23 protein-coding genes and 1 tRNA gene are annotated in these 25,311 nt (G+C 63.9%); 10 read left to right on the forward strand and 14 right to left on the reverse strand.

Translation table 11 applies throughout. The features are described 5' to 3' along the window. The first annotated feature begins 7 nt into the window (after positions 1-7). The 4 genes from AB4Z00_RS07510 (at position 8) to hflX (ending at position 5,821) form a co-directional block, all read left to right on the forward strand. Positions 8-2,197, forward strand: a complete 2,190-nt coding sequence (locus AB4Z00_RS07510; protein WP_132264107.1) for a sensor histidine kinase — start codon at positions 8-10, stop codon at positions 2,195-2,197. 58 nt (positions 2,198-2,255) lie between these two features. After that, positions 2,256-3,650 carry a nitrogen assimilation response regulator NtrX gene (gene ntrX / locus AB4Z00_RS07515; protein ID WP_132262796.1) on the forward strand — a complete coding sequence of 465 codons (1,395 nt, stop codon included), beginning with the start codon at positions 2,256-2,258 and terminating at the stop codon, positions 3,648-3,650. Positions 3,651-3,861: 211 nt separating this feature from the next. Then, a complete protein-coding gene (hfq, locus tag AB4Z00_RS07520; protein ID WP_134092910.1) occupies positions 3,862-4,458 on the forward strand; it encodes an RNA chaperone Hfq in 597 nt (198 codons plus the stop codon). A 22-nt stretch (positions 4,459-4,480) separates the two neighbouring features. Continuing rightward, on the forward strand, positions 4,481-5,821 hold the full coding sequence (gene hflX, locus AB4Z00_RS07525; protein ID WP_442045523.1) for a GTPase HflX: 1,341 nt from the start codon (positions 4,481-4,483) through the stop codon (positions 5,819-5,821). Here hflX and mazG read toward each other — a convergent pair. The 10 genes from mazG to AB4Z00_RS07575 all read right to left on the reverse strand — a co-directional run bounded on the left by mazG (position 5,798) and on the right by AB4Z00_RS07575 (position 14,959). Next, on the reverse strand, positions 5,798-6,586 hold the full coding sequence (gene mazG / locus AB4Z00_RS07530) for a nucleoside triphosphate pyrophosphohydrolase (RefSeq protein WP_442045719.1): 789 nt from the start codon (positions 6,584-6,586) through the stop codon (positions 5,798-5,800). The genes hflX and mazG overlap by 24 nt on opposite strands. A gap of 77 nt (positions 6,587-6,663) precedes the next feature. After that, positions 6,664-6,849: a hypothetical protein gene (locus AB4Z00_RS07535; protein WP_132262790.1), complete on the reverse strand. Its 186-nt coding sequence runs from the start codon at positions 6,847-6,849 to the stop codon at positions 6,664-6,666. Continuing rightward, positions 6,846-7,625, reverse strand: a complete 780-nt coding sequence (locus tag AB4Z00_RS07540; RefSeq protein WP_132262788.1) for an MBL fold metallo-hydrolase — start codon at positions 7,623-7,625, stop codon at positions 6,846-6,848. Before AB4Z00_RS07540 ends, AB4Z00_RS07535 begins: the two co-directional genes overlap by 4 nt. Then, on the reverse strand, positions 7,622-8,398 hold the full coding sequence (locus AB4Z00_RS07545; protein WP_442045720.1) for a TatD family hydrolase: 777 nt from the start codon (positions 8,396-8,398) through the stop codon (positions 7,622-7,624). Before AB4Z00_RS07545 ends, AB4Z00_RS07540 begins: the two co-directional genes overlap by 4 nt. Next, positions 8,398-9,972, reverse strand: a complete 1,575-nt coding sequence (metG, locus tag AB4Z00_RS07550; protein ID WP_442045524.1) for a methionine--tRNA ligase — start codon at positions 9,970-9,972, stop codon at positions 8,398-8,400. Before metG ends, AB4Z00_RS07545 begins: the two co-directional genes overlap by 1 nt. Positions 9,973-10,003: 31 nt before the next feature. Next, positions 10,004-10,978, reverse strand: a complete 975-nt coding sequence (locus tag AB4Z00_RS07555) for a DNA polymerase III subunit delta' (protein ID WP_134092907.1) — start codon at positions 10,976-10,978, stop codon at positions 10,004-10,006. Further along, the gene (gene tmk / locus AB4Z00_RS07560) at positions 10,975-11,622 is read right to left on the reverse strand and encodes a dTMP kinase (RefSeq protein ID WP_134092906.1); all 648 of its coding nucleotides are present in this window, start codon (positions 11,620-11,622) and stop codon (positions 10,975-10,977) included. The genes AB4Z00_RS07555 and tmk overlap by 4 nt, the downstream gene beginning before the upstream one ends. Beyond that, complete coding sequence (locus AB4Z00_RS07565; RefSeq protein WP_132262780.1) at positions 11,619-12,791, reverse strand: D-alanyl-D-alanine carboxypeptidase family protein; 1,173 nt, start codon at positions 12,789-12,791, stop codon at positions 11,619-11,621. The genes tmk and AB4Z00_RS07565 overlap by 4 nt, the downstream gene beginning before the upstream one ends. 61 nt (positions 12,792-12,852) lie before the next feature. Next, entirely contained in the window at positions 12,853-13,887 is a 1,035-nt protein-coding gene (locus tag AB4Z00_RS07570; RefSeq protein WP_442045525.1) for an SPOR domain-containing protein, read from the reverse strand. After that, positions 13,871-14,959 (reverse strand): lytic murein transglycosylase, encoded by a 1,089-nt coding sequence (locus tag AB4Z00_RS07575; RefSeq protein WP_442045526.1) that lies wholly within the window; start codon positions 14,957-14,959, stop codon positions 13,871-13,873. Before AB4Z00_RS07575 ends, AB4Z00_RS07570 begins: the two co-directional genes overlap by 17 nt. A 186-nt stretch (positions 14,960-15,145) precedes the next feature. Between AB4Z00_RS07575 and AB4Z00_RS07580 the strand changes: the two genes are divergently transcribed. The 6 genes from AB4Z00_RS07580 (at position 15,146) to AB4Z00_RS07605 (ending at position 20,878) form a co-directional block, all read left to right on the forward strand. Further along, positions 15,146-15,235: transfer RNA gene (locus AB4Z00_RS07580), tRNA-Ser, on the forward strand. A gap of 171 nt (positions 15,236-15,406) precedes the next feature. Further along, entirely contained in the window at positions 15,407-16,255 is an 849-nt protein-coding gene (locus AB4Z00_RS07585) for a TIGR03620 family F420-dependent LLM class oxidoreductase (RefSeq protein WP_134092903.1), read from the forward strand. 101 nt (positions 16,256-16,356) lie between these two features. Further along, the gene (locus tag AB4Z00_RS07590; protein ID WP_442045527.1) at positions 16,357-17,283 is read left to right on the forward strand and encodes a patatin-like phospholipase family protein; all 927 of its coding nucleotides are present in this window, start codon (positions 16,357-16,359) and stop codon (positions 17,281-17,283) included. Between the two features lie 140 nt (positions 17,284-17,423). Then, positions 17,424-17,552 carry an entericidin A/B family lipoprotein gene (locus AB4Z00_RS07595; RefSeq protein ID WP_132264101.1) on the forward strand — a complete coding sequence of 43 codons (129 nt, stop codon included), beginning with the start codon at positions 17,424-17,426 and terminating at the stop codon, positions 17,550-17,552. A 476-nt stretch (positions 17,553-18,028) separates the two neighbouring features. Next, the gene (locus tag AB4Z00_RS07600; RefSeq protein WP_442045721.1) at positions 18,029-19,468 is read left to right on the forward strand and encodes a metallophosphoesterase; all 1,440 of its coding nucleotides are present in this window, start codon (positions 18,029-18,031) and stop codon (positions 19,466-19,468) included. Positions 19,469-19,726: 258 nt separating this feature from the next. Continuing rightward, positions 19,727-20,878 (forward strand): sulfotransferase family protein, encoded by a 1,152-nt coding sequence (locus tag AB4Z00_RS07605; protein ID WP_442045528.1) that lies wholly within the window; start codon positions 19,727-19,729, stop codon positions 20,876-20,878. A gap of 61 nt (positions 20,879-20,939) precedes the next feature. On the opposite strand, the gene AB4Z00_RS07610 is transcribed toward AB4Z00_RS07605, so the two are convergent. The 4 genes from AB4Z00_RS07610 to AB4Z00_RS07625 form a co-directional block, all read right to left on the reverse strand. Then, positions 20,940-22,034, reverse strand: coding sequence for an AI-2E family transporter (locus AB4Z00_RS07610; protein ID WP_442045529.1), 1,095 nt, complete (start codon positions 22,032-22,034; stop codon positions 20,940-20,942). Between the two features lie 150 nt (positions 22,035-22,184). After that, on the reverse strand, positions 22,185-22,463 hold the full coding sequence (locus AB4Z00_RS07615; RefSeq protein WP_132262768.1) for a hypothetical protein: 279 nt from the start codon (positions 22,461-22,463) through the stop codon (positions 22,185-22,187). A 132-nt stretch (positions 22,464-22,595) separates the two neighbouring features. After that, positions 22,596-23,606, reverse strand: a complete 1,011-nt coding sequence (locus AB4Z00_RS07620) for a transporter (protein WP_442045530.1) — start codon at positions 23,604-23,606, stop codon at positions 22,596-22,598. Between the two features lie 33 nt (positions 23,607-23,639). After that, positions 23,640-25,259 (reverse strand): inorganic phosphate transporter, encoded by a 1,620-nt coding sequence (locus AB4Z00_RS07625; protein WP_442045531.1) that lies wholly within the window; start codon positions 25,257-25,259, stop codon positions 23,640-23,642. Between the last annotated feature and the right edge of the window lie 52 nt (positions 25,260-25,311).

A 25,311-nucleotide genomic window follows, 5' to 3' on the forward strand; every position in this document is an offset into this window, starting at 1 on the left:
GCGGCGCATGCAGGTTGCTGCCCGCCGCGCGAATTTCTTCGCGATCATGGAAGTGCTCTCGATCGCCTCCTTCCTGATCATGACCGCGACGACCTGGATCGCGCTCAATTTTCGGGACAAGGGGCAGCTGCTGCCCTCCAATCTCACGGCCACTCTGCTGGTGGGGACGCTCGTCCCGGCCATGGCGATCCTCGTCCTGCTGGGGCGCCGCATCGCGCTGCGCCGGGCTGCCGAGAGCATCGGCGGAACCGGGCAGATGCACGTCCGCCTGGTGTTCATCTTCTCGCTGATCGCCGCCGTACCCACGCTGCTGGTCGTGATCTTCGCCTCCTGGCAGTTCCAGTCCGGCGTCGAGTTCTGGTTTTCCGATTCCTCGCGCGGCTTGCTGGAGAACGCCAACAAGCTGGCGCGCGGCTATTACGAGCAGACCCAGCGCGACGTCGGGAACGAAACGGCGGCGATGGCCTACGATTCCCGGAAGGTCCTGAGCGAATATCCGGTCGTCAGCGACTTTTTCCAGCGCTTCTTCGCTGGTCAGGTTTACAAGCGCAATCTCTCCGTTGCCGCGATCATCCAGGTTGCCGAAGACGGCAGCCAGCGCACCCCGATCATCGTCGATCCTGAGGGAAAGACCGAGGATAAACGGATCACGCCGGAAACGCAGGAACGGTTGAGCCGCGGCGAGCAACTCGTCGTCGCCTCGAACAACGACCGCGTCGTGGCGGTGGTGCCGATCGACAGGGAAGCGGGGGTCTATCTCTACGCGGCGCGAAGCTCGGAACTGCTGGCGCTCAGCCAGGGGCAGCGGGCCGAGAATGCCGAGAACATCGTGCGCGCCTACGAAGTGCTGACCAACCGTGCGCGGGTGCTGCAGCTGCGCTTCAACGTCGCCCTTTTCGTGGTGTCGCTGGCGCTTGTCGGCCTGGCGGTCTGGTTCGCACTGCGTTTCGCGGATCGGCAGGTCAAGCCGCTCTACGAGCTGGTCGATGCGGCGAGACGGGTGGGCAGCGGCAACTTCGCGCTTCGCATCGAGGGACGCACCGGCGCCGATGAGATCGGCCTGCTGAACCGCGCCTTCAATCGAATGACGGCGCAGATCGAAAAGCAGACCCAGGCGCTGCTTGGCGCCAACCGCCAGCTTCACGAGCGCCGCGTCTTCATCGAGGCCGTGCTGGAATCGGTGACCTCCGGCATCATCTCGCTCGATCCCGATGGGCGGATCCTGCTGATGAACAGCACGGCCCAGAAGCTGCTGACCGCAAGGGCGGAACTGCCCGAGGACATGCCGCTGGCCGAACTGGCGCCGCAGATAGCCGCCCTGATCGAGCAGGGCAGCTCCGGCGGGATCGTCCAGTACAACCGCAACGGCGACCTCCTGACGTTCGCCGTGAAGGTCAGCCGCGACGCCACCGGCTATGTCATCACGTTCGAGGACATTACCCGCCAGCTCCTGGACCAGCGCACGGCGGCCTGGTCCGACGTCGCCCGTCGCATCGCGCACGAAATCAAGAACCCGCTCACTCCGATCCAGCTCGCCACCGAACGCCTGAGCCGTCGCTATCGCAAGCAGATCGTCGACAATCCGGAACTGTTCGAGGACCTGACCCGCACGATCATTCGCCAGGTCGGCGAACTGCGCAAGATGGTGGACGAGTTCTCCTCCTTCGCGCGGCTGCCCAAGCCCGTGTTCCGCTCGGAAGATCCGGTGGCACTGACCCGGCAGGCCCTGTTCCTTCAGGAAGTGGCCCGGCCGGACATCGATTTCAGCTTCACCAGCGATCCCGGCGTCGGGGCCATCGATTGCGACCGGCACCAGTTCGGCCAGGCCATGACCAATGTCCTGAAGAACGCGGTCGAGGCGATCGAGGCCAAGGCCAAGGAAGCTGACGGCGACTACCGCGGCGCGATCGGCGTGGCCGTGGAAGCTCTGCCGGAGGCCATCATGGTGCGCATTGCCGACAACGGCATCGGCCTTTCGCAGGACCGCGAACGCATCATCGAACCTTACGTGACCACGCGCGAGAAGGGCACCGGCCTCGGCCTCGCCATCGTCAACAAGATCATCGAGGAACACGGCGGCGAAATGCTGTTCCTGCCCACGCCGGGCGGCGGCACCACCGTCACCATGCGCTTCGCCGTCGATCCTATCGCCACAGATCCGCTCCCGGGGCACCGCAAGCAGGAGGCCGCCGAATGATGCCGGCCTGTCGCAACCTGCTTTCCCCCATCATCCCCCTCACCAAGAAGACAATGCCATGGCTCTCGAAATCCTGATCGTCGACGACGAACGCGACATCCGTGAACTGGTCGCAGGCGTCCTGAGCGACGAAGGCTACGAATGCCGCACTGCTGGAGACAGCGAGGCGGCGCTTGCCGCCATCGATGCGCGGCGCCCTTCGCTGGTGCTGCTTGACGTGTGGCTCCACGGCAGTCCGATGGACGGTCTGGAAGTGCTGGACGCCATCAAGGCGCGCGAGCCGGAACTGCCGGTGATCATCTTCTCCGGCCATGGCAATATCGATACCGCGGTTGCCGCGATCAGCCGCGGCGCGGTGGACTTCATCGAAAAGCCCTTCGAAGCGGAGAAGCTGCTCCATCTGGTCGGCCGCGCGACGGAAACCGAGCGTCTGCGCCGCGAGAATGCCCAGCTTCGCCACGACTTTTCGATCGGAGAGGAATTCACCGGCTCCAGCGGCGCGATCAACCAGGTTCGCGCGACGCTCAAGCGTGTTGCCAACACCGGGAGCCGCCTGCTCATCACCGGCGCCGCCGGATCGGGCAAGGAAGTCGCAGCCCGGCTTCTCCACGCCTGGAGCCCGCGCGCCGGCAACGCCTTCGTCAGCGTCAATTCCGCCAGGATCACCCCGGAACGCTTCGAGCAGGAACTGTTCGGCGAGGAAGCCGACGGAGCCCTGATCCGTCCGGGCCTGCTGGAGACGGCCGACAGCGGCACGCTCTATTTCGACGAAGTGGCCGATATGCCGCTTTCGACCCAGGCCCGGATCCTCCGCGTCTTGACTGACCAGGCTTTCGTGCGCGTCGGCGGAACCCGGCAGATCCGCGTCGATGTGCGCGTGGTTTCCTCCACGTCGCGCGATCTCGAAAAGGAAATTGCCGAGCGGCGTTTCCGGGAAGACCTGTTCTACCGGCTCAACGTCGTCCCGGTTTCGATTCCGGCCCTGCGCGAACGGCGAGACGATATCCCGGCGCTGGTGGACCATTTCTTCGCGCGTTACGCCAACGAGCAGGGCGTCTCGCCGCCCCAGGTCAGTGCCGAGGCCATGACCGCGCTCCAGGCCTACGAGTGGCCGGGCAATGTGCGCCAGCTTCGCAACGTCGTGGAGCGCACGGTGATCATGGCACCGCGTGAGAAGCTCGCCCGGATCGAGGCGGATATGCTGCCGCCGGAAATCTTCAACAGCCGCGGAAATGGCGATGCCGGCGTCTCGGTGATGATGAGTGCGCCCTTGCGCGAAGCGCGCGAGAGCTTCGAGCGGGAATATCTGCGCGTCCAGATCCGCCGTTTCTCGGGCAACATTTCCAAGACGGCCTCCTTCATCGGCATGGAGCGCTCGGCCCTTCACCGAAAGCTCAAGCTGCTGGGCATGGCGGACCGCCGCGAAGGCGAGCATGATGGCGACGAGCTTTAGGAACGGCGGTTATCCGGGGTTTTCGCGAGGATAGCCTCGGGAATTTCCCGGATGCCTCAAGCCCTTTTTGCGAACCTGTCACAAGAGTGCTACATTTTCGGCGTTTACTGCACTGCAGCAACTGAGTAGATTCCGATTCGAGAACGGCTTCGGGAGTTCCGAAGCCAGATCGCGGACCGCAAAGCGGCCGCCAAAAAAAAGGAGAAATGATATGGCCGGCCGTACGCTGACCGCTCGTCCGCGACCCACGCCGCCCCCCGCGGCCGAAACCGAAGCCGACCCCGCCACGGAAACCGTGGCACCGCCTCCCGTTTCCGCCGGGACCTCGGCAGGGAAGGGGCAGAACCTTCAGGACCAGTTCCTCAACCTCCTGCGCAAGAACAAGACTCCCGTGACCATGTTCCTGGTCAAGGGCGTGAAGCTGCAGGGCATTGTCACCTGGTTCGATAATTTCTCCATTCTTCTGCGCCGCGACGGCCAGTCGCAGCTCGTCTACAAGCACGCGATCTCGACGATCATGCCGTCGACCCCGGTCGATGCCCGCCAGTTCTCCAGCGGCGCGGACAATGGCAAGAAAACGCGTGTCCTTCAGGACGTGTTTCTTTCCAGCATCCGCAACGCCGGCGTTCAGGTCACGATGTTCCTGATCAACGGCGTCATGTTGCAGGGCCGCGTGGCTGCATATGACCTGTTCTGCATGCTGCTGGAGCGTGAAGGTTACGTCCAGCTTGCGTACAAGCATGCCGTTTCGACGATTCAGCCCGTGACTCCGGTCGACCTTCAGGCGCATGAAGAAGCCGAAGACTGACAACACCGGAAGCTGAACTGATTTGAACGACGAACTCAAGGGCGAGGTCACGCGCGGCGCGCGTGCCCTCGTCGTTTATCCGCAGATGCGTGGACGAGGGGATCTCGATCCCGAAGCGCGTCTCGAAGAGGCCAGGGGCCTTGCCGCAGCGATCGGCCTTGTCGTGGCGGAAGTCATGGCCATCCCGATCCGCGAACCGCGCGCCGGAACGCTCTTCGGCGAAGGCCAGATCCAAAACATCTCCGTCGCCTGCGAGCTGAACGAGGCGGAACTGATCATCGTCGACGGTTCGCTGTCGGCCATCCAGCAGCGCAATCTCGAAGAAAAGCTCAAGCGCAAGGTCATCGACCGCACCGGTCTGATCCTCGAAATCTTCGGGGAGCGCGCGGCAACGGCCGAGGGGCGGCTTCAGGTCGAACTCGCACACCTGGACTACCAGGCCGGCCGCCTCGTGCGTAGCTGGACTCACCTGGAACGCCAGCGCGGCGGCTTCGGCTTCCTCGGCGGTCCCGGCGAAACGCAGATCGAGGCGGATCGCCGCATGATCCGCGATCGCATGGCCAAGATCCGGCGCGAACTGGAGCAGGTTCGCCGCACACGCGGGTTGCACCGCGATCGCCGCGAAAAGGCCCCTTGGCCCATCGTCGCGCTCGTGGGTTATACCAATGCCGGGAAGTCTACGCTTTTCAACTACCTGACTGGCGCCGACGTGATGGCCGAAGACCTCCTCTTCGCCACGCTCGATCCCACCATGCGGGCCATCCGCTTGCCGGCCGTGGAAAAGGCGATCCTGTCCGACACGGTGGGCTTCATCTCCGACCTTCCGACGCAGCTGGTCGCGGCTTTCCGCGCGACACTCGAGGAAGTGAACGCCGCAGACATCATTCTGCACGTCCGCGATATCGCCAACCCCGATACGGATTCGCAGAAAAGGCAGGTCCTCGAAGTTCTCGCCGATCTCGGTGTGATCGGCGGGGAAGGGGAGCCCGATGACGAGGAGGCCCTTGCCAGTTCCATCCCGATCATCGAGGTCTGGAACAAGTGGGACCTGCTCACCCCGACGCAGGCAGGCGAAATGCGCGAAGCCATGGCGCAGCGGCCGGAAGAGATCATCGTTCCGACTTCCGCGCGCACTGGAATGGGCTGCGACTTCCTGCTGGAAACCGTCGGTGCGGCGCTGACGGCTGACGCGAAAGTCTATTCTTTCGTCATTCCGGCGGCCGATGGCCAGCGTCTGGCTTTCCTTCACGCACGCGGCGAAGTGTTGGCGGAAGAGGATGCGGGCGAGGGGCCGGATGGTCCCCAGCTTCGCCTGCAAGTCCGCCTTGCGGAGCGTGAATTAGGTCGTTTCAGCGCGCTCTGAGGCTTTCACGGCCTGCCAATAGGCCTCCTGCTCATCGAGCGGGAGGCCTTCGAACGCTCGGTCGTCGCGCTGGGCGAAGGCTTCCATGGCGCGGAAGCGGCGCTCGAACTTGGCATTGGCAGCGGGCAGTGCGTCCTCGGGAGCGATCCCGTGGAGGCGTACCAAGTTGACGGCGGCGAACAGCAGATCGCCGGCTTCTTCCAGTTTCTCGGCCTCGCTGGCTTGCTCCAGCTCTTCCATCTCCTCATGGACCTTCGCGGCTGCGCCGCTGGGATCGGGCCAGTCGAAGCCCACGCGTGCGGCACGCTTCTGGAGCTTCTCGGCGCGCATCAGCGCGGGCAGGGAAATCGCGACGCCGTCGACGGCGCTGGCTTCCCCCTTGGCGCTRCGCTCGCGGGCTTTGACCTTTTCCCATCGCTCGGTCTGGGCGTCTCCGGTGCGATCGTCACCGAAGATGTGGGGGTGCCGCGCTTCCAATTTGTTCGAAATCGCGTCCGCCACGTCGCCGAAGACGAAATGTCCGTCTTCTTCGGCCATGCGCGCGTGGAATACGACCTGGAGCAGAAGGTCACCGAGTTCGTCGCGCAAACCGGGAATATCCTGGCGCTCGATGGCATCGGCAACTTCGTAGGCTTCCTCGATCGTATAAGGTGCGATGGTCGCGAAGTTCTGCGCGAGATCCCATTCGCAACCGGAAACCGGATCGCGGAGACGCGCCATGATCGAAAGAAGGCGGTCAAGCTGCTGGTGACGCTGCGGCGTCATCGAGGGGGTCGTCGAAGCGTCGGTCATAGAAATCGATAATACATCTTATGTTAAATCATGAAGCAAGGCAGGACGGATCATTGCCGGATCTGGAACCCGCTGACCTGGATGATCGCCACCAGACCGATGATGATTGCGGCCCAGATCAGAGCCATCTTGAGCATGGTTCCCATCGGCATGGCACGAAACCGGGAATTGCTGGTGACCAGAATGAGCGCACCGATCACGGAGATGACGGCTACGATCAATCCGGTCTGGCTCATGGTTCGATCACCATTCCATCAAATGCGACCCGAACATTCTCGGGCACTTCGCCGCTGAGTGTCGCATAATCCATGCTCTTGTCGAGGTGTGTCAGCACGGCCTGGCCAACGCGGCACACTTCGGTGATTTCCAGCGCCATGCCCAGATGCGCATGGGTCGGATGCGGTTCGCGGCGAAGGCAGTCCACCACGAGCAGATCGGCGCCGTAGCACAAGTCGACCATCCCGCGCGTGATCTCACTGAAGTCAGTTAGGTAACATACTGATTTTCCGTCACAATCAAATCGGAAACCGGTGGACTCCGTCGGGCCATGCGGCATCTGGGTGTGATCCACCCGGTATCCTTCGCAAAGCCGCACCGTATCGAGATTATCCAGCGAAATCAGTGTGGGATAACCATACTGCCCGGCGAAGACATAACCGAAGCGCTGGCGCAGTCGGCGGACGGTTTCCGAGTGAGCGAAACCGGGGATCGGTCCCGCGCGGCCGTAGCGCAAGGGGCGCAAGTCGTCGATGCCGTGGCAATGATCGGCGTGATCATGGGTCCAGAAAACGGCGTCGATCCGGTGAACTTCGTTAGCGAGTAGCTGTGCCCGCAAGTCGGTGGGCGTATCGACCAGGATGCGACTTCCGGCGTCGCTCTCCAGAATGATCGAGACGCGCGTGCGCCGGTTCTTCGGCTCCTCGGGATCGCAGAGGCCCCAGTCTGCTCCGAATTCGCCGCCAAGGCGGGGAACCCCGGTGGAGGTGCCGCAGCCAAGGATCGTTACTTTCACGCAGCAGCTTTCTTGAATAGATTGAAGAAGTTGCGGGTCGTTGCTGAGCCTAGTTCTTCTATCGAAATGCCGCGAAGGTCGGCAACGAACCGCGCCGTGTCGGCCGTATAGGCCGGCTCGCAGCGCTTCCCGCGATGGGGAACGGGTGCGAGAAACGGAGAATCCGTTTCGACCAGAAGCTGATCTTCCGGAATGGTCGCGACGACTCCCTGCAAGTCCTGCGCGTTCTTGAACGTGACGATCCCGGATATCGAGATCGAGAGGCCGAGGTCGAGCACTTTGCTTCCGAAATCGGCGCTTGCGGTGAAGCAGTGGATCAGGGCGGGAAAGGCGCCCTTCCCCATCTCGTCTTCGAGTATCCGGAAAGTATCGTCCTCAGCGTCGCGGGTGTGAATGATCAGCGGCAGGCCGGTCTTGCGCGAAACGGTGATGTGCGTGCGAAACAGGGCCTGCTGAACCTCGCGATCCGACTTGTCGTAATAGTAATCGAGACCGGTTTCCCCGATGCCGACGACCTTGGCGTGCTGCGTCGCTTCGAGCAAGGCTGCCTCGCCGAGGTCGGCATGCTGGTCCGCCTCATGCGGGTGGATGCCCACCGATGCCCAGACATCCGGATAGCGCGCTGCGGTGCCGACCACCCTCTCCCATTCACTTCGGCGCGTGGAAATGTTCAGGAATCCGCGAATGCCGGCCGATCGAGCCCGGTCGAGCACGCCGTCCTGGTCTTCGACGAGGCCTTCGTATTCGAGGTGGCAGTGCGAATCGATCAGCATCACGCCTCCGCATCCTCCGGAAGTTCCAGACGCGGGAAGACGCCCACCGGCTTCTCGACCTTGAAGCCGCTGGCGGCCAAGGTCTCGAACCATTGCTGATCGGTCAGCGCCGCGAAATTTCGTGCGCCGGCGTTCTGGCCCATCTGGTCGAGCAGCTTGTCGATGGAGCCCGGAACGACCGGGCGAACGGCAATAGCGAGGTCGCGGACGACGCGGAAGAGCATCATCAGCACCGCTTCCATACGCTCGGGGTCGGATTTGCGCAGGGCCCAGGGCGCCTGATCGTCGACATACTGGTTGCAGGTGAACACCGCCCGCATCCAGGCTTCGAGGCCTTCGCTGAACGAGAGTTCGTCGAAGCTCTTGCGCAGGCCCGCCACGCCTTCCGCGACGGCTGCGAGCAGTTGCGCATCGGCATCGGTTTGCGAATGCCCAGCCTTAAGTTCGCCATCCATGTTCTTGAATATCATGGAAAGACTGCGCTGCGCCAGATTGCCGAAGCTGTTGGCCAGTTCGGCATTGGCACGCGTGACGATAGCTTCCGGAGACCAGGAACCGTCCTGTCCGAATGCCACTTCGCGCATCAGGAAGTAGCGGACCATGTCCACGCCGAAGGTTTCGGCCAGACCGATCGGATCGGTCACATTGCCGAGGGACTTCGATTCCTTCTGCCCGCGGTTGAGCAAAAAGCCATGGCCGAACACCTGTTTGGGCAGTTCGAGGCCGGCGCTCATCAGGAAGGCGGGCCAGTAGACCGTGTGGAAGCGGACGATGTCCTTGCCGATCAGGTGCAGGTCGGCGGGCCAGAACTTCGCGAACTCCGCGGTCTCGTCCGGGAAACCGAGGCCGGTGATGTAGTTCGTGAGGGCATCGACCCAGACGTACATCACGTGCTGCGCGCCGTCCGAACCCTCGGCGGTGGGCACCTTGATGCCCCAGTCGAAGCTGGTGCGGGAGACCGAAAGGTCGCGCAGACCGCCTTCCACGAAGCGCAGGATTTCGTTCTTGCGCGTTTCGGGGCGGATGAAATCGGTCGAATTATAAAGCTCGATCAGCTTGTCCTGATAGCGGGACAGGCGGAAGAACCACGATTCCTCGACCGTCCATTCTACAGGCGTGCCTTGCGGAGAAAGCTTCTCACCGCCCTCGCCCGCGATCAGTTCGCCTTCGTCATAATAGGCTTCGTCGCGGATCGAGTACCAGCCCTCGTAGCGGTCGAGATAGAGATCGCCATTGGCTTCCATCCGGCGCCACAATTCCTGCGTCGCGGCGTGATGGCGCGGTTCGGTGGTGCGGATGAAGACATCGTAATCGATATCAAGACCGTCACACATCTCCTTGAAGTAAGAAGACATTTCCGTCGCAAGCTCTGCCGGCGTCGTGCCAAGGTCGCGGGCCTTCTGGGCCATTTTCAGGCCGTGCTCGTCGGTCCCGGTCTGGAACCGGACGTCGAAGCCCTCCGCCTTCTTGAAGCGAGCGATGACGTCGGCGGCGATCGCTTCGTAGGCGTGGCCGATGTGCGGCTTGCCGTTGGGATAGCTGATCGCGGTGGTGATGTAATAGGGCTCGCCCATGCGGCGTCGGGCTTTCTTTTGCAGGAGTTTCTTAGCGAGCCGTCTCTCTAGGCATCGCCGTCGATGCCAGCAACCCGCCAATTTCCATTATCAGGAGACCGGCATCGAAATTGTAGGTCGGTGCCTGGTTCGACAGGACGGTCAAGGCACTGTGGGCTTCGATCATGCGGCGCTGCCTGGCCGTCGAGGCTTGCGGCAACTCGTGAGCGAGCACCGTGCGGGCAAGCTCCAGCGTGGCCAGTTGCCGGTCGCGCGCGGGCCTGCCGCCCATTTCCTCGGCCAGACTGCCGCGCAGATCGTATTCGGCGTCGCCTTCGCGCAGGATCTGCATCATCAGGCGGTGAATGCTTCCAAGATCGTGCTCGACGAAGCTCAGGGCGATCCCCGGCGAACCCTGTGCGGCATCGATGGCGGCGCGGCGTGTGTCCGCATCCGCTTCCGGGATGTCGCGCCGGATCACTGCATCGAGTTCGTGCTCGTCCAGGGCCGCAAAGCGCAGGATGCGGCAGCGTGAACGAATGGTTGGAAGCAAGCGCCCAGGCTGGTGGGCCAGGAGCAGGAAATACGTACCGGCGGGCGGCTCTTCCAGGGCCTTGAGCAGCGCATTGACCGCGCCCTTTTCCATGTCATCCGCCGGATCGATGATGATCGCGCGGCGGTCGCCCATGGTCGGCTTGGTGGCGAGACGACGGATCATCTCGCGCACCTGATCGACGGAGATGTTGCGCTTGGTCTGGTAGGGCTTGCCCTCGGCCTTCTTCTTGGCCTCGTCATCGTTGGCGGGAAGATGCTCGAGGATGTAGATGTCCGGGTGCATCCTCGGGTCTGGCCGAGGCTCGCCGGGAGCACGCACGAGTTCCGCTGCCGCGGTGCGCGCGAAGGCGGCTTTGCCGAGCCCCTTCCCGCCGGCCAGCAGCCAGGCGTGATGCATCCGCTCGGACCCGATTGCGGCGAGCCATTCCTCCCATGCCGCCTTCTGCCCGATGAACGGCAGGTCTTCGTTCATCGCAGGTCGCCGAGTGCGGCAACTATGGCAGCGCAGGTCTGCTCGGGCGTGCCGTCGCCGTCGATGCGGACGAACCGCTTCGGTTCGGCATCGGCGAAGCTGGCAAAGGCCTGGGCGACACGGGCGTGGTAGGCCGCGTCGCGGCTGCCGATGCGGTCCGTGCCGTCAATGTCGCGCAAGGCCAGTCGCCCTGCGGCGACTTCGGGCGAGACTTCGATCAGCACGGTGACGTCCGGTAGCATGTCCTCGCTGCCGATGGCGTGGAGCGTGCGCAAGTCGTTATCGGACAAGCCGCCGCCGCCGCCTTGATAGGCCCGGCTCGAGTCCAGGAAACGGTCGCAGATCACCCAGGTGCCGCGCTGCAATGCCGGACGGATCAGCTTCTCGACATGGTCCGATCGTGCGGCCGCGAACAGCAGGGCTTCGGCGCGGGGACCCCAGCCACCTGCGTCACTGTCGTTCTCGTCTCCGACGCCATGGAGCAGGAGCGCGCGGATCGCTTCGGCCCCGACCGTGCCGCCAGGCTCGCGGGTGGTCACGACGTCGATGCCGCGGCTGCGCAGGGCTTCTGCCAGAAGGCGCGACTGGGTGGACTTTCCTGCCCCCTCGCCGCCTTCCAGCGCAATGAATCGTCCTCGGGTCATGAGAAGAAGCTGATAAGCCCGTTCATCAGTCTGTCCAGCGGTCCGGCGACGCCAACGTCTTTACCCGCGTAAAGCGGGACGTGCCCCGGGGCGAGACCTTCGACCCTGATTTCCAGTTCTCCCACCTGATCGCCCTTGCGGATCGGCGCGACCAGCGGTCCCTTGTAATGGACCGCGAGCGAAACCTTCTCGTGCCCGCCCTTGGGCAGCGTGGCATGAACTTCCCGATTGGCCACCAGCGGAACCGAGCGGGCGTCTCCGCCCTGCACCCGCGCCTGGCTTACGGGCTGACCCTGGTCAAAGAGATGCCGTGCATCCCAGGCGGAGAAGCCCCATTCCAGCAGGGCCTTGGCAGCGTCATCGCGGACCTTCGGCTTGGGCGATGCCGCAAGCATCATCACGAGCCGGCGCCCGCCGCGTTCGGCCGTGCCGAGGAAGTTATAGCCCGCCTCGCGGGTGTAGCCGGTCTTGATGCCGTCGGCGCCGGGGACCACGCCCACCGTCGGATCGTGGCTGCGCATGGCGACATCGCGCCACATGTAATGCTTCACGCCCGAGAACTCGTGGTAGAGCTGCGGGTGGCGGGTGATCATGGCGTCGGCCAGCTTCACCATGTCGCTGGCGGTGATGTAGGTATGGCCGTCGTCCATCCAGCCGTTGGGCGTATTGTAATGGCTGCCGGTCATGCCGATGCGGCGCGCTGCTGCGTTCATCATCGCCGCCCAGGCGGGAACGCTGCCGGCGTAGCCCTGTGCAAGCACGATGGCGCCGTCGTTCGACGATGCCGTCATGACGCCATGAAGCAAGTCGCGAACGGTGGGATGATCCTTTTCCGTCAGGTACATGGACGTACCTTTGGCGAACCATTCCTTGGCCGTTTCGGGGCGCACCGACATCTGCCGGTCCAGGCTGAGGCGGCCGGCGTCGATCTCTTCGAAAGCGACGAAGGCGGTCATGACCTTGGTGACCGATGCCGGCAGGAACGGCACGTCCGGACGGCGCTGGACGAGCACCTGGCCCGAACCGATATCGACCAGGATGCTGACCGGGATCGGCGCCAGCTCGGCCGGCGGCGTGGGGATCGCGGCATTCGCTGCCGTAGCGACGGGACCGGAAACAAGGCTCGCCGAAGTGGCAAGCAGGAGGGCAGACTTCAGGAAGGATTTCAAGGCGCGACTTCTCCCCGCGCGCCCAGGACGGGCGCGGTGGCGTGCGCGAAACGACCCTTTATCAATCCGCGCGCTGGATTCGTGCGTCGCTATACCCTGCTGCCTTGGCCTTCTCCAGCGCTGCGGCAGCTTGTGCACGGTTTGCGAAGGGCCCCATCTGGACGCGCCAGAACTTGCCGCCCTTGGTCACGCTGGCGCCAAGCTGGCTGGCGGACTTGCGGGCATTCGCCTCGACGGAGAAAGCCCCCACCTGGACCACTTCGCTGCCCTTTCGAGCCGGCTTGTCGGTTGTGGTCACGGCTTTTGCAGGAGGTGCGGAAACGGCCGGTGTTGGGCGCGAAGCTGGTGCGCTTGGCCGGGGCTTCGGGTTAGGCACGGGGGCCACGAAAGGCGCCGGAGCGGCTTTGCGCGGCGGCAGCTTCGATTCCGCGCCAGCCACCTGCGGGGCGGCGGGAGCAGCCTGCTCCGTTGGGGTCAGTGCTTTTGGGCCCAATGCTTCTGGGCTTGGTGCTTTCGGCATCGTCGGCGGCGATGAGGGCGGCGGCAGCAGCGGCGATTGCTCCGCCAGCTTGCGGCGGAGAACCTTGAGCAGGCCTTCCGGGGTCTCCATGCGCGCGGGCACCGGGGTGCCGCTACGCAGGGCGGCCCGCTCGACTTCCGGCGGATTGACCCTGCGGACGCGGACGGCAGAACGCGCGCCGGACGCCAGTCCGAGTTGCGCGGCTGCCTCGGGCGCCAGTTCCAGCAGCGCGTCGTTGGTCATGGGGCCGCGGCGTTCGAGCCGGACGAGGATGGTCCGGCCGCTGCCCAGCGCGGTCACTTCCACATAGCTGGGCAGAGGCAGCGTCTTGTGCGCCGCGGTAACCCCCGTGCCGTCGCCGACTTGTGCATAGCCTACCGCGTCGTAATTCAGCTGGTCGACGGGCGTCCAGGTGACGGCGCCGATGGTGAACGGCTCGCCCACGACGACGGGGTAATCCGCAGCGGGTCCGGTTATCCGCGCCGGTGCGCTCTCACTGCCCTGCGCCGGAGCGGCCAGGGAAGCGGTCAGAAACAGCGCTGCGAGCGGCAGGGCATGGTTAACGGGCAATCTCATCTGCAAGCAACCCCACGGACAGTGCGTAGTAGTTCGAGCAGTTGTACTGGAGGATCACCCGATAATTACCGGTTAACAGATAGGCCGGCGTGCCGGGACCGTCGGGCTGGAACAGCGAGGTCAGCACCGAATCTCCGATCGGTCGCTGCGCGGTTACGCCAAGGGCGCGCCATTCGGAAACGGTCTTCCATTGGCCGTGACGGGCATGGACCCGGTCGCACGTCGGCGCGGCGAGCTTGCTGGCGTAGGCATTGGCGTTGAAGCCCGAAGGCAGGGAGGCCGGAATCCCCCAGGGCTGCCCGGGACGCCAGCCGGAATCGCGGAAATAGTTGGCGATCGAGGCGATCGTATCGGCCGGGCTGGTGAAGATGTCGCGCGTGCCGTTGCCGTCACCGTCCACGGCCAGGCGCAAGTAGACGCTTGGCAGGAACTGGGGATAGCCGAAGGCCCCTGCCCAGCTTCCCTTGAGGCGATAAGGGGGCACGCCCTGGTCCACCATCTTCAGCAGCGCGACCAGTTCGCCTTCGAACAGCCCGCGGCGGCGGCCTTCCCAGGCAAGCGTCGCCAGCGATCGTGCCAGGTCGAAGTCGCCGACATAGCTGCCGTAATTGGTTTCATGCCCCCAGATCGCGAAGAGCACCGGTGCCGGTACGCCGTAACGCCGCTCTATGCTGGGGAGGATGCCGGAAAGCTCCGCATAGCGGGAACGCCCGCGGGCGATGATGCTGGAGCCGACATGTTGCGCGATATAAGGCGCGACAGGCGGCGGCGTGGTGGAGCGGCTCGGCTGCGCCGAATCGAGTTCGATAACCCGTTGATTCGGAACCAGTCCGGTAAGAACCCTCGAAATCGTCGCATCGCTGACACCCTCGCGGCGAGCCCGCGCGCCAACCGTTTGCAGGTAGGCCTGGAAGGTCTGGCCCGCCACGGTCTGCGGCGCGGCGCTTTGATAGGCGCTTTGGCCGATGTCCTGCACGACGGGCTGCGCATCCACCGAAGCGGTCGGCAACATGGCCAGAGCGACGACAAGAAGAGGATGGCGCAAGGGACGTAGCTTCAAGGAGACAGTCATCCCCGCAAATCTTGCACAATGCGGCGGCGTTGCAAATGGCTGGCGTGCATCCCCCGTGGACAGTCACCGCAAGCGAGCAGCCTTCCGTCCCGATCGCGTGACCTGCCGCACCGGAAACGGATTGGCCGGACCGCTGCAGTCGACACTTGCAAGCCGCTCCGATTGCTCTATGCGCTCTCGCGGTAAGGACAGGTGGCCGAGTGGTTTAAGGCAGCGGTCTTGAAAACCGCCGTGGGTGCAAGCTCACCGTGGGTTCGAATCCCACCCTGTCCGCCATCACCCCCGAAGACTGCCGCCCACCAGGCGTGATGCGGGTATCCCTCGTTCCCGAACGACGCTGATACCGCTCGGGCGTTGAAGACCCTCCTCGAACATGGCGCGATCTCCCTTATGAGGAAGGCAAAGGCGCAATGCAGTGTTCAGCGCCGGCAGCTTGGGAGAACGCCAATGCCTTCGCTTGGACGGATCGGCGTATGGTCCATGGAATTGCGGTTCGGCGACGCTGGCCAGGCCGCCCACGCGGCGGCGGAACTCGACGAAATGGGCTATGGAACCTTGTGGATTCCGGGCGGCATCGGCGGGGATGTCACGGGCGATATCGAACGGCTGCTCGATGCCACGCGGCATGCGACGATAGCCACCGGCATTCTCAATATCTGGAAGCACGATCCCGAGGAGATCGCTGCCTGGTGGAACGGGCTGGCGGATGGGCGGAAAGAGCGGGTTTTTCTCGGGCTCGGCGTAAGCCATTCGCATATCGTGGGCGAGGCTTACGCACGGCCGCTGACGGTGATGTCCTCCTATCTAGACCGTCTGGATGACGCCGGCCTGCCTGAAGAAGCGCGCTGTCTGGCGGCGCTGGGTCCGAAGATGCAGGCCCTGGCACGCGACCGATCCGCGGGCAGCCACCCTTACCTCGTCTCGCCAGAGCATACCCGGTCGGCTCGGGAAGCGCTCGGTCCGGGGCGCATTCTGGCGCCTGAACAAGGTGTGGTTCTGGACGAGGATCCGGCAAGCGCCCGCGAAAAGGCGCGTGGCGCGCTTTCGCAATATGTGCAGTACCCCAATTATCGCAACAGCTGGCAGAGGCTCGGGTTCAGCGTGGCGGAGATCGATGCGCTGGACGATCGTCTGGTGGACAGCCTGTTCGCATGGGGCGACGTGGCCACGATCAAGGCGCGGCTCGATGACCATTGGGCCGCGGGTGCGGACCATGTCTGCATTCAGGCCGTGACCGGAAAAGGTCTCGATATCGAAGCGTCGATGGAAGTCTGGAGGGCTGTCGCAGCCGGGTGACGTGACATCTTTCCTGATGCGCCCCGCGGCCAGTCATAATATCATGGCGGCCTTCCTCGCGGATCAGGAGAGACGCGGTGCCATCCAGACTTGCGATAGTATTGAGCGGCGGCGGCGCGAAGGGAGCGTTTCAGGTCGGCGTTCTTGATGCCTTGATGACGAAGCATGGCGTTAAACCTGCCATCGTGGTGGGAACCTCCACCGGCGCAATTCAGGCCCTTGCCGCTGCGCAGGACGATATTCCGGGACTGCTCGACGTATGGCTCGGGCTGCGCGGCGATCAGGATATCTTCAGGAAGCGCGGCGGCGTGGCGGGCGCGGTCCTGTTCGGGGAGAAGGCAATCTACGACGCGGCACCTCTCCGGCGCCTTCTCAAGCAGTTCGCCGATCCTGCGAAGCTTGCCGCGTCTGGTGTCGACCTGCGGCTCGGGGTGGTGAACCTTCAGAGCGGGGAGTTCAGGACGATCGACAAGACCGTCCCGAACATCGAAAACTGGGTCTATGCCAGTTGCGCGATGCCGGTGTTTTTCGATCCGCTCCAGACCAGCGACAAACAACAATGGGTCGACGGGGGCGTAAGAGACGTCACCCCTCTGGGAGCGGCGCTCGAACTCAACCCCACGGGCGTCATCGTCATTCGGGCCTCTCCTGCCAGCGGCTCTCCTTCGACAAGGAAATACGGCGGCCTGATCGACATCGGGTTGCGCGCCGTGAACCTCCTGCAGTCCGAGGTCTCCCGGAACGACCTCATGAACACGTCGCTGATCAACGATATCCTCGCGGCGCGCGACCAGATGTTCACCGCGCTGGAGGCCAGCGGAACGTCTGCCAACGAAGCGGCCCGGTTGCTGCTTCCGTTGGACAACCAGATATCCCGATACCGCTTCGCACAAGTGCGGGTGATCGAGCCCCGCGAAGAGTTCTCCGATACGCTGGAGTTCGATCCCGCCAAGATCCGCCGCGCGATCGAGGCGGGCCGTGCCGCCGTCGAGGAGCAATGGCCGGCCATTCAGGCACTTGTCAGCTGAAATTGCCCTGTTTCAAGCCGGCGGAAGGTACTGTCCGATCAAAATTTCACATTCGATCGAAAGTGCCGGAACCTGGGGGATTTTAGAGGTTTGATCCTTCTCGCAGTCACGAAGGCTGCCTGAGAACCGGAAACATGAAGATGAAGAAAATAATCATTGCCATTATCGCGGGAAGCGTCGTGATGTCTGTGGCTGCCTGCAATACCGTCAAAGGCGCTGGCCGCGATGTGCAGTCCGTGGGTCAGGCTGGCGAAGACGCTATCAAGTAAAAATTGGGATGAAATAAGGATGGGCATGACCATGTACCGATGTCCTGATTTCATCTCGAATTACAAGGTTGATCCAAGCGTCGTGAACGATCGGGGGCGACAACGCTCCTGATCGTTCACCGCGGAATAGACTGGCCTCTTGAAGTAAATACCGTGCGGCGTTGTTTTCAGGAACATTCAGCCCCTAGACTGATCTGAAGCCTGCGCTGCGTATCTCCGGCCGCCGGTTTCACGGGCGCGTTCCCCCAGTTATCCGAGAAGGATGGCAGGAAACTGGCGCAAGTGTCATGCAACCGTCATTTCCTTGGCCAACTAGCCCCGTGAGAGTCGGCGTCGTCGGCAAACAGCCTCATGAGCGGACCGTGATCCTCTGGAGATGGGCCGAGGTCGGCCCCGCTGCCGCCCTGCCCCATGTCTGACGTCACACGGCCGGGCCGCTGCGCCGCTATTTCCGGAGCCATCGAACCATGCCATCCATGCCCCGCCCCTGCCTTGCTACCGCACTGGCGCTTTGTATCGCGCAGCCCGTCATGGCCCAATCTCCGGCGGTACACTCTCGGCCCGTAGAATCTTCGGCCGCGCAGCAGGCTGTTCCCCGCTCGGCAGGCACGCCCTATGCCTCGCGCAATCTGCCAGATCGGATCATGTTGACCCCCGCAGCCGACCCCAGCACCGGCATGGCCGTGGCCTGGCGCACCGACGTCGCGCAGACCGCCAGCGAGGCGCAGATCGCTATTGCCGTGGACGGGCCGACGCTGGAAGAGAAAGCGGTTCTTGTGACCGGCACGCCGGGTGTGCCCAAGGACAGCGCCAATGGTCCCGCGCTCTACCACCAACTCCGCTTCGAGAAACTGACGCCCGACACCGTCTATGCCTACCGCCTCAAAGGCAGCGCGGGCTGGACGGAATGGATGCAGTTCCGCACCGCCTCCGCAGAGGCGAAGCCGTTCCGGTTCCTCTATCTCGGCGATATCCAGAATGGCATCCTGACGTACGCCAGCCGGGTGATCCGCCAGGCGTTCCATGCCAATGGCGGGATCGAACTGGTGCTCCACGCAGGAGACCTCGCCGCCCAACGCGACGATCTCGATCATGACGATGAGTGGGGCGAATTCAATCAGGCCGGCGGCTACAACTGGAGCATCGTTCCCCAGTTGCCCGCCACCGGCAACCACGAATATGTCGACGTGGCACTGCCCAACGGGGCGGAGAGCCGCAAGCTCGGCCCTTATTGGCCGCTGCAGTTCGCGCTGCCTGCGAATGGCGCGCCGGGCGTGAAGGCCACGACCTACTTCGTCGATTATCAGGGTGTGCGCTTCATCGTGCTGGACGGCACGTCCGCGATCGATCTGGGTACCATGGCGCAGCAGACCCGCTGGCTGGACGAGACCCTCGCCTCCAGCAAGGCGAAGTGGAATGTCGTACTGTTTCACCAGCCGGTCTTCACTTGCGCTCGCCCGCAGGACACCTCGGAGATCAAGCAGGCCTGGAAGCCGGTATTCGACAGCCGCAAGGTCGACCTCGTCCTGCAGGGCCACGACCATTGCTACAGCCGCCTGACCTCGGAAGCGGGGCGAGAGGCGTCCGCAGCCATGCGCAAGGACGGCAAAGTCCAGGGGCCGGTCTATCTGGTGTCGGTAACGGGCGCCAAGATGTACGGCCTGAACGATCGCGCCCGCACGCAGCCCGACAAGACGGCCGAAGCGACCGAACTCTATCAGGTCGTGGATGTTTCAGGCGACACCCTGAAGTTCCGCACCTTCACGGCTTCGGGCAAGCTCTATGACGGCTTCGACCTTGAACGCCGGACGGACGGCAATCACCTGATCGACATCGCAGAGCCCACGATCGCCGTGCGGACTTGCCTTGGCAACGTCGGCCCCGACGGCGGCAAGTGCGTGGCACGCGGCAAGTAAGTGCCAGTGAAGCCGGGACATCGGTTCACTTCGATGTTCCGGCTGACTGAGCCGCCCTGTTCTCGACGCACAGGCATCCCGCAGGAGCGGCGCAATATGGCCTGATCTCCATAACGCGGCCAGATCGCGATGTAGCGGCCGATTGCCGTCGGCGCCGCGCCGCAACAGACTTCCCGGCAAGAGAAGTGGCGCAAAACGCCATGGTCCGGTCGATGCGACTATCCGGCGACCGGTGCCCGAAGCAATGGGAGAGCTTGGATGACACTGGCCGAAACGATCGTCTCCGGTGCGCGCGAGCGCTCGGGGAACACCACTTGGGACGACGCCGAAATCCGCGAGCCGCTGCGGATCCTGACCGAAGCGATCGAGGGCGAGGCGAACCTGACCGACATGGGTCTTGCCGTGTTCACCCGCAATGCCACCGAATACCTCGCCAACCGCATGCGGGTGGAGGACTGGCTGGCCAGTCATCCCGGGATCCTGGACGCCCCGGTTGAAAGGCCCACGTTCGTATTCGGCTTGCCCCGCACCGGCACGACCCTGACGATCAACCTGCTCAACGAAGACCCGGCGCGCCGCTGTTTCCTGCGGTGGGAGGCCTTCGCCTCGACCCCGCCGCCGAGGCCGGAGGAGTTCCACGCCGGGCCGCGCTACGACGCGGCGCAGGCGCAGATCGACCATTCGCTGAAAGTCATGCCGCACATTTCGGCGATTCATCACGAGGATGGCGACAGTCCATGCGAGTGCCAGTTCTCAATGGCGCCGAGCTTCGTCTCGCAAGTCTTTGATTCCCAGTATAACATTCCCAGCTATCATCGTTGGTTTCTGGATGAGGCGGACTACCTGCCCGCCTTCCGCCACCAGAAGCGCCTGCTGCAACTTCTCCAATCGCAGGCGCCCGGCCGCTGGACACTGAAGAACCCGTGGCATCCGCTCTATCTGGACGCCCTGACCGAAGTCTATCCAGACGCCCGTCTGGTGATGACGCACCGGGACCCGGTGGAAGTGGTGGGCTCCGCCTGCAGCCTGGTGTGGAACGTGCGGCGCATGTTCAGCGAGAGCGTGGACCGCGCGGCGATCGGCCGCGACATGGTGGAGACGTTCGTGGTCATGATCGCCCGGCAGAACGATTTCCGCAGGCGCCATGGCCGCAACGCGATCCATGACGTGCTTTATACCGAACAGCTTCGCGATCCGCTGGGCACCATGCGCCGCCTCTACGCGCATTTCGGCGAGGAACTGAGCGGCGAAGCGGCCGCAAACATGCAGCGCTACCTGGACGACAAGCCCAAGGACCGCTTCGGCAAGCACAGTTACGATCTGGCTGACTACGGTCTGACCGCTGGAGAAATCCGCGAGCGCTTCGCCGACTACTGCGCCGATTTCGACGTGGCGATGAGCCCCGCCTGAAAGGCCGCCCTGCGCCTCCGGCCTGGCTTCGCCGGCGGCGCAGGGCGGCCTTCAGGGGCGCCTAGCCGGGTCGCGGCTCAACCCACTGCCGCCAGACGAGCATCAGTGCGGCCATGATGACGGGGCCGATGAAGAGCCCGACCAGCCCAAGTTCCGCCAGTCCGCCGAATGCGCCGATCATGGCGAGCAGGAATGGCAGCTTTACCGCGCTGCCGATCACGGCCGGTTGCACGACGTTGTCGCCAACGGTCATCACCGTCACGCCGAAGCCGAACAGCAGGCACCCGGCCAGAACATGGCTGGTGCCGATCAATATGAGACTGGCCAGACCAAAAGCGGCCCAGGCGCCGAAAGGCACCAGCGCCAGCGCAATCGTGAAAGTCCCGAACAGCAGCGGCTGCGGCACGCCGGCCACGGCGTAGGCGATCCCCAGGATGCCGCCTTCCAGCACCGAGACGAGGACCGTGCCGTTAACGGTCGCCCGAACGGCTCCGACCATCCGCTCCAGGAAGTCGCCCCCGAAAACGCCGAACATCCGTATCGACACCTCACGGGCTTGTCGTCCGATCAGCATGCCGCGGGAAAGCAGGGAGACCAGGGCGAACAAGGTGACCAGGAACAACGCGGATTCCCGGGCCACTTCGCTGCCGATCGACCGCGTCCAGGTGAGGATCGAGCTTGCGCTGAAAGAGCCGAGCAAGGCGTTTGCAGCCTGGGGATTGCCGATATGCTGCTGCCAGTAGAGCGCGGCACGGTTTCCGATCAACGGCAACGATGGCAGCCACGCCGGCATCGGAATGCCGGTTTGCTGGACCTCTTGGAGCCAGTGCATCGCCGCTTGGCTTTCCTGCATCAGCGTGACCGCAGCCAGCGAAAGCGGCCCTATGACGACCAGTGCGGTTACGACCGCAAAGCCTGTCGCAAGCCACCCAGGGTGAATCGGGAACCGCTGAAGCGCGCGCCGGTAAAGTGGCCATTCGGCCATGGCGATAACCGCCGCCCAGGCGAGAGGCGTCAGGAATTCACGCGCCATCCAGATCGCCAGCACGGCGATCAGGGCCGTCAGGCAAAGCTGCCGCGTCCTGACGCCGGCAGGTTCTGTCATGGAAGCGGGCGCGTCATGAGCAGGCGGATCTTCGGATAGTGCCTCGCTCATGACATCACCTTATCCTCGCAGGCACCCCGGACCATTATCTCTCCCGGCGCAGCGATAGCCGAACCGTGAGGCCTGCCGGTCGATCTGGACAATCAGGCCAGATACGACCCGGCCCCTCCGATATCGGCCATTGGCGGCCTGGCGAGAGGCCTAGCCGTTTCCGGCGGGTTTCATGCTGCCGATAGCGGCATCGATCATGACCTGCCACGCGTCATGCGCGTCGCTGTTCCCTACCGAGTGCCCGCGCTCATGTTCCAGCAGCTTGTGGCCAGCCTCGCACATCACGGGGGTGGGGACGCGAAGCGCCCGAATGACGGTGCGGACGTTCTCTCTCAATTGTTCCTGTGCATCCGGCGTGAGACGGTGGAATTCGTCACCGTCATGCTGCGCCTTGGCCAGCGCTTGTGCGGCTCGTTCGATCAGCGGCATCCAGCTCTCCCTTTCTTGCAATTTCGAGACAGGCTATCACGGCCCGCGGTTCGCACAACAGGGTTTGCGACGGGCGCCACGATGAAATTTCGCGCAAGGGAAAGCCTGGCAAGCAAGGCAGGGGCGCCCTGCTCAGCGGCGCATGAAACCCATCCAGCGCAGCAGCAGATAAGTGGCGATGGCCGCTCCGCCGGCGATGAGCGTGGCGTGGATGGTGCCATAAGGGCCGTTCGCGAAAGGAAGGCCGCCGGTGTTCATGCCGAAGATCCCGGTCACGAGCGTCGCCGGAAGCATCAGCGCGGTGATGATCGAGAGAATATAAAGGTTCTGGTTGGTCCGCTGCGATTCCTGGATGTCGAGTTCCTCGCGCAGCAGGCGCAGCTGCGACTGGACGCCGAGCACATCCCCGTCGAGCGACTGGATGCGCTGGGCGATCTTCTCGACGGTCGGTAGCAGCACCTCTGGAAGGTCCTCGTCCTTTTCGAGACGCTGGAACACGCCGCGCATGCCCGAGATGATCCGCTGGATCTGTGCCAGACGGCGGCGGATGCCGATGAGGTCGCGCGCCTTGGGCGGATCGCGAGCGTCGAGAAACATATCCTCGACATGCTGCACTTCGGCGCTGAGCGCGCGGCAGATGTCGGCGATGTTCTCGCTGATGGCGCCCACCAGCATTTCAAGCGCCTGGGATTCTCCGAAGTCCCCCATCCAGCGCGACAGGCGATTGCGCACGATGTCTGCCGAGCGGATTGGATGGAGCCGGGCCGTAATCATCAGCCCGGGCATCAGCGCCATGCGCAGCCCGCCGACGCGCGCCGTGTCTGCCACGTCGAAGTCCCGCTCGAAATCATGCAGTACGCAGGCCACGGTTTCGCCCTCGACCAGGGCGCGCTGGTGCGTGTCAGCGGAAAGGAGCAGCTCCCGGGCGGCCGGCGCCAGGGTGTCGAACTGCTCGATCCAACGCCGCGTGCGCTGATGCGCGAGATTGAGGTGAAGCCAGCGAAACCGCCCCTCTGGCGGGACCTCGCAGTCGGTAATGGCAAAAGCGCCGTCGGGGGTGGCATCCATGCCCCAGATCAGGCCGGGCCCCATGCCACCATGCGCCGGTTCCACCGGGATCAGTCCCGGCGCCTCTTTCGCCATGCAGTCTCTCCGTCTTTGCGGATCGGAAGACTATCAGAATATCTGCGCAAAGATCATGTAGAGAACGCCGGCCATCACGATCGAGACCGGAAGCGTGAGAACCCAGGCCATGAGCAGGTTGCGGATCGTGCTCATCTGCAAGCCCGAGCGGTTCGCCGCCATCGTGCCCGCGACGCCCGATGACAGGACGTGCGTGGTGGAGACCGGCAGGCCGAGGTGGTCCGCGCCGAGAATGGTGCCCATGGCGACCAGTTCGGCGGCCGCGCCCTGCGCGTAAGTCAGGTGCGTCTTGCCGATCTTCTCGCCCACGGTGACGACGATGCGGCGCCAGCCCACCATCGTTCCCAGGCCCAGCGCAAAGGCGACGGCAATCTTCACCCAGGTCGGGATGAAGCGAGTGCCCGCGTCCAGCGAGGTCTTGTAGGTGGCGAGCGTCTTCTGCGCGCCTTCCGAAAGCGCCTCGGGCTTCTGCTTGCCCAGCCCCTTGATGGCTTCGGAAGCGAGATACATGTCATTGCGGATGTTGCTGACCGCGGCCGCCGGAACCTTGGCCAGCGAGCCGTACTGGCCGACTTGCGCATCCACGTCGTGGACCAGGACCGAAAGTGCGGGAAACGTGGCCGGCGTGAACGTCTTTTCGGCGATATAAGTCGTCACCTGACGGCGCGCCTCGGCCGGATTGACGCCCTGCGCCTCGACGCTGCCGGTGCTGCTGCCGACAAGGGCGGTTTCGGCGGCGATCGACTGGGAGTGGAACTCCGCCATGTAGCGTTCCGGCACTGCGCGGTTCAGGGCATAGGCGGTGGGAACCGTGCCGATCAGGATCAGCATGATCAGGCCCATGCCCTTCTGGCCGTCGTTCGAGCCATGCGCGAAGCTGACGCCCGTGCAGGTGAAGATCAGCAATGCCCGGATCCAGAGCGGCGGCGGCAGGCCGTCCTTGGGTTCTTCATAGAGTTCGCGCTTGCGGATGAGCACGCGCATGGCGAGGAACAGCAGCGCTGCCACGCCGAAGCCGATCAGCGGCGAGAACAGCAGCGCCTGGCCGATTTCGGCCGCCTTGCTCCAGTCCACGCCGGCCGTTCCGCTCTTGCCGTGCATCATGGCATTGGCAACACCGACGCCGATGATCGAGCCGATCAGCGTGTGCGAACTGGACGAGGGAATGCCGAGCCACCAGGTCGCGAGGTTCCACAGAATCGCCGCCAGGAGCAGCGCGAAGACCATGGCGAAACCCGCGCTGGAGCCCACTTGCAGGATCAGTTCGACCGGCAGCAGCGATACGATGCCGAAGGCGACGGCGCCCGTGGAAACGAGCACGCCCAGGAAGTTGAAGAAGCCCGACCATACCACCGCGACATTGGCGGGCATGGCATTGGTGTAGATCACCGTGGCCACGGCATTGGCGGTATCGTGGAAGCCGTTCACGAATTCGAAGCCGAGAGCGATCAGCAGGGCGATGAACAGCAGCACGAACGGCAGGTAAGTGGTCGGCTCCACGCCGACGGCCGCCGCATCCGTGTAGACGCTGTAGGCGACATAGCCGATGGCGGCGACGATGGCGGCACCGAAGCCGATCTTTCCTGCGGCGCCCAGTCCTTTCTCGAGATCGGGTCGGGTACTGGCCGGGGTTGCCGCTAGGGTCGCGTTCATGGATTCGCCTCAGTTACGTAAGGGAAACCTTACGTACCTTCCATGACACAAA

The sequence above is a fragment of the Novosphingobium sp. YAF33 genome (assembly GCF_052113265.1).
Taxonomy (GTDB): Bacteria; Pseudomonadota; Alphaproteobacteria; order Sphingomonadales; family Sphingomonadaceae; genus Novosphingobium.

What these genes read in the sequence shown, in the direction of transcription:
- ntrX (WP_132262796.1), top strand. Translation starts at nt 2,256, where the DNA reads ATGGCTCTCGAAATCCTGATCGTCGACGACGAACGCGACATCCGTGAA.
- AB4Z00_RS07545 (WP_442045720.1), bottom strand. Translation starts at nt 8,398, where the DNA reads ATGCTGATCGATTCGCACTGCCACCTCGAATACGAAGGCCTCGTCGAA.
- tmk (WP_134092906.1), bottom strand. Translation starts at nt 11,622, where the DNA reads ATGACCCGAGGACGATTCATTGCGCTGGAAGGCGGCGAGGGGGCAGGA.
- AB4Z00_RS07575 (WP_442045526.1), bottom strand. Translation starts at nt 14,959, where the DNA reads ATGACTGTCTCCTTGAAGCTACGTCCCTTGCGCCATCCTCTTCTTGTC.
- AB4Z00_RS07610 (WP_442045529.1), bottom strand. Translation starts at nt 22,034, where the DNA reads ATGAGCGAGGCACTATCCGAAGATCCGCCTGCTCATGACGCGCCCGCT.
- AB4Z00_RS07620 (WP_442045530.1), bottom strand. Translation starts at nt 23,606, where the DNA reads ATGGCGAAAGAGGCGCCGGGACTGATCCCGGTGGAACCGGCGCATGGT.
- metG (WP_442045524.1), bottom strand. Translation starts at nt 9,972, where the DNA reads ATGGGCGAGCCCTATTACATCACCACCGCGATCAGCTATCCCAACGGC.
- AB4Z00_RS07570 (WP_442045525.1), bottom strand. Translation starts at nt 13,887, where the DNA reads ATGAGATTGCCCGTTAACCATGCCCTGCCGCTCGCAGCGCTGTTTCTG.
- AB4Z00_RS07615 (WP_132262768.1), bottom strand. Translation starts at nt 22,463, where the DNA reads ATGCCGCTGATCGAACGAGCCGCACAAGCGCTGGCCAAGGCGCAGCAT.
- AB4Z00_RS07535 (WP_132262790.1), bottom strand. Translation starts at nt 6,849, where the DNA reads ATGAGCCAGACCGGATTGATCGTAGCCGTCATCTCCGTGATCGGTGCG.
- AB4Z00_RS07605 (WP_442045528.1), top strand. Translation starts at nt 19,727, where the DNA reads ATGACACTGGCCGAAACGATCGTCTCCGGTGCGCGCGAGCGCTCGGGG.
- AB4Z00_RS07510 (WP_132264107.1), top strand. Translation starts at nt 8, where the DNA reads ATGCAGGTTGCTGCCCGCCGCGCGAATTTCTTCGCGATCATGGAAGTG.
- AB4Z00_RS07595 (WP_132264101.1), top strand. Translation starts at nt 17,424, where the DNA reads ATGAAGAAAATAATCATTGCCATTATCGCGGGAAGCGTCGTGATGTCT.
- hfq (WP_134092910.1), top strand. Translation starts at nt 3,862, where the DNA reads ATGGCCGGCCGTACGCTGACCGCTCGTCCGCGACCCACGCCGCCCCCC.
- AB4Z00_RS07600 (WP_442045721.1), top strand. Translation starts at nt 18,029, where the DNA reads ATGCCCCGCCCCTGCCTTGCTACCGCACTGGCGCTTTGTATCGCGCAG.
- AB4Z00_RS07585 (WP_134092903.1), top strand. Translation starts at nt 15,407, where the DNA reads ATGCCTTCGCTTGGACGGATCGGCGTATGGTCCATGGAATTGCGGTTC.
- AB4Z00_RS07555 (WP_134092907.1), bottom strand. Translation starts at nt 10,978, where the DNA reads ATGAACGAAGACCTGCCGTTCATCGGGCAGAAGGCGGCATGGGAGGAA.
- AB4Z00_RS07625 (WP_442045531.1), bottom strand. Translation starts at nt 25,259, where the DNA reads ATGAACGCGACCCTAGCGGCAACCCCGGCCAGTACCCGACCCGATCTC.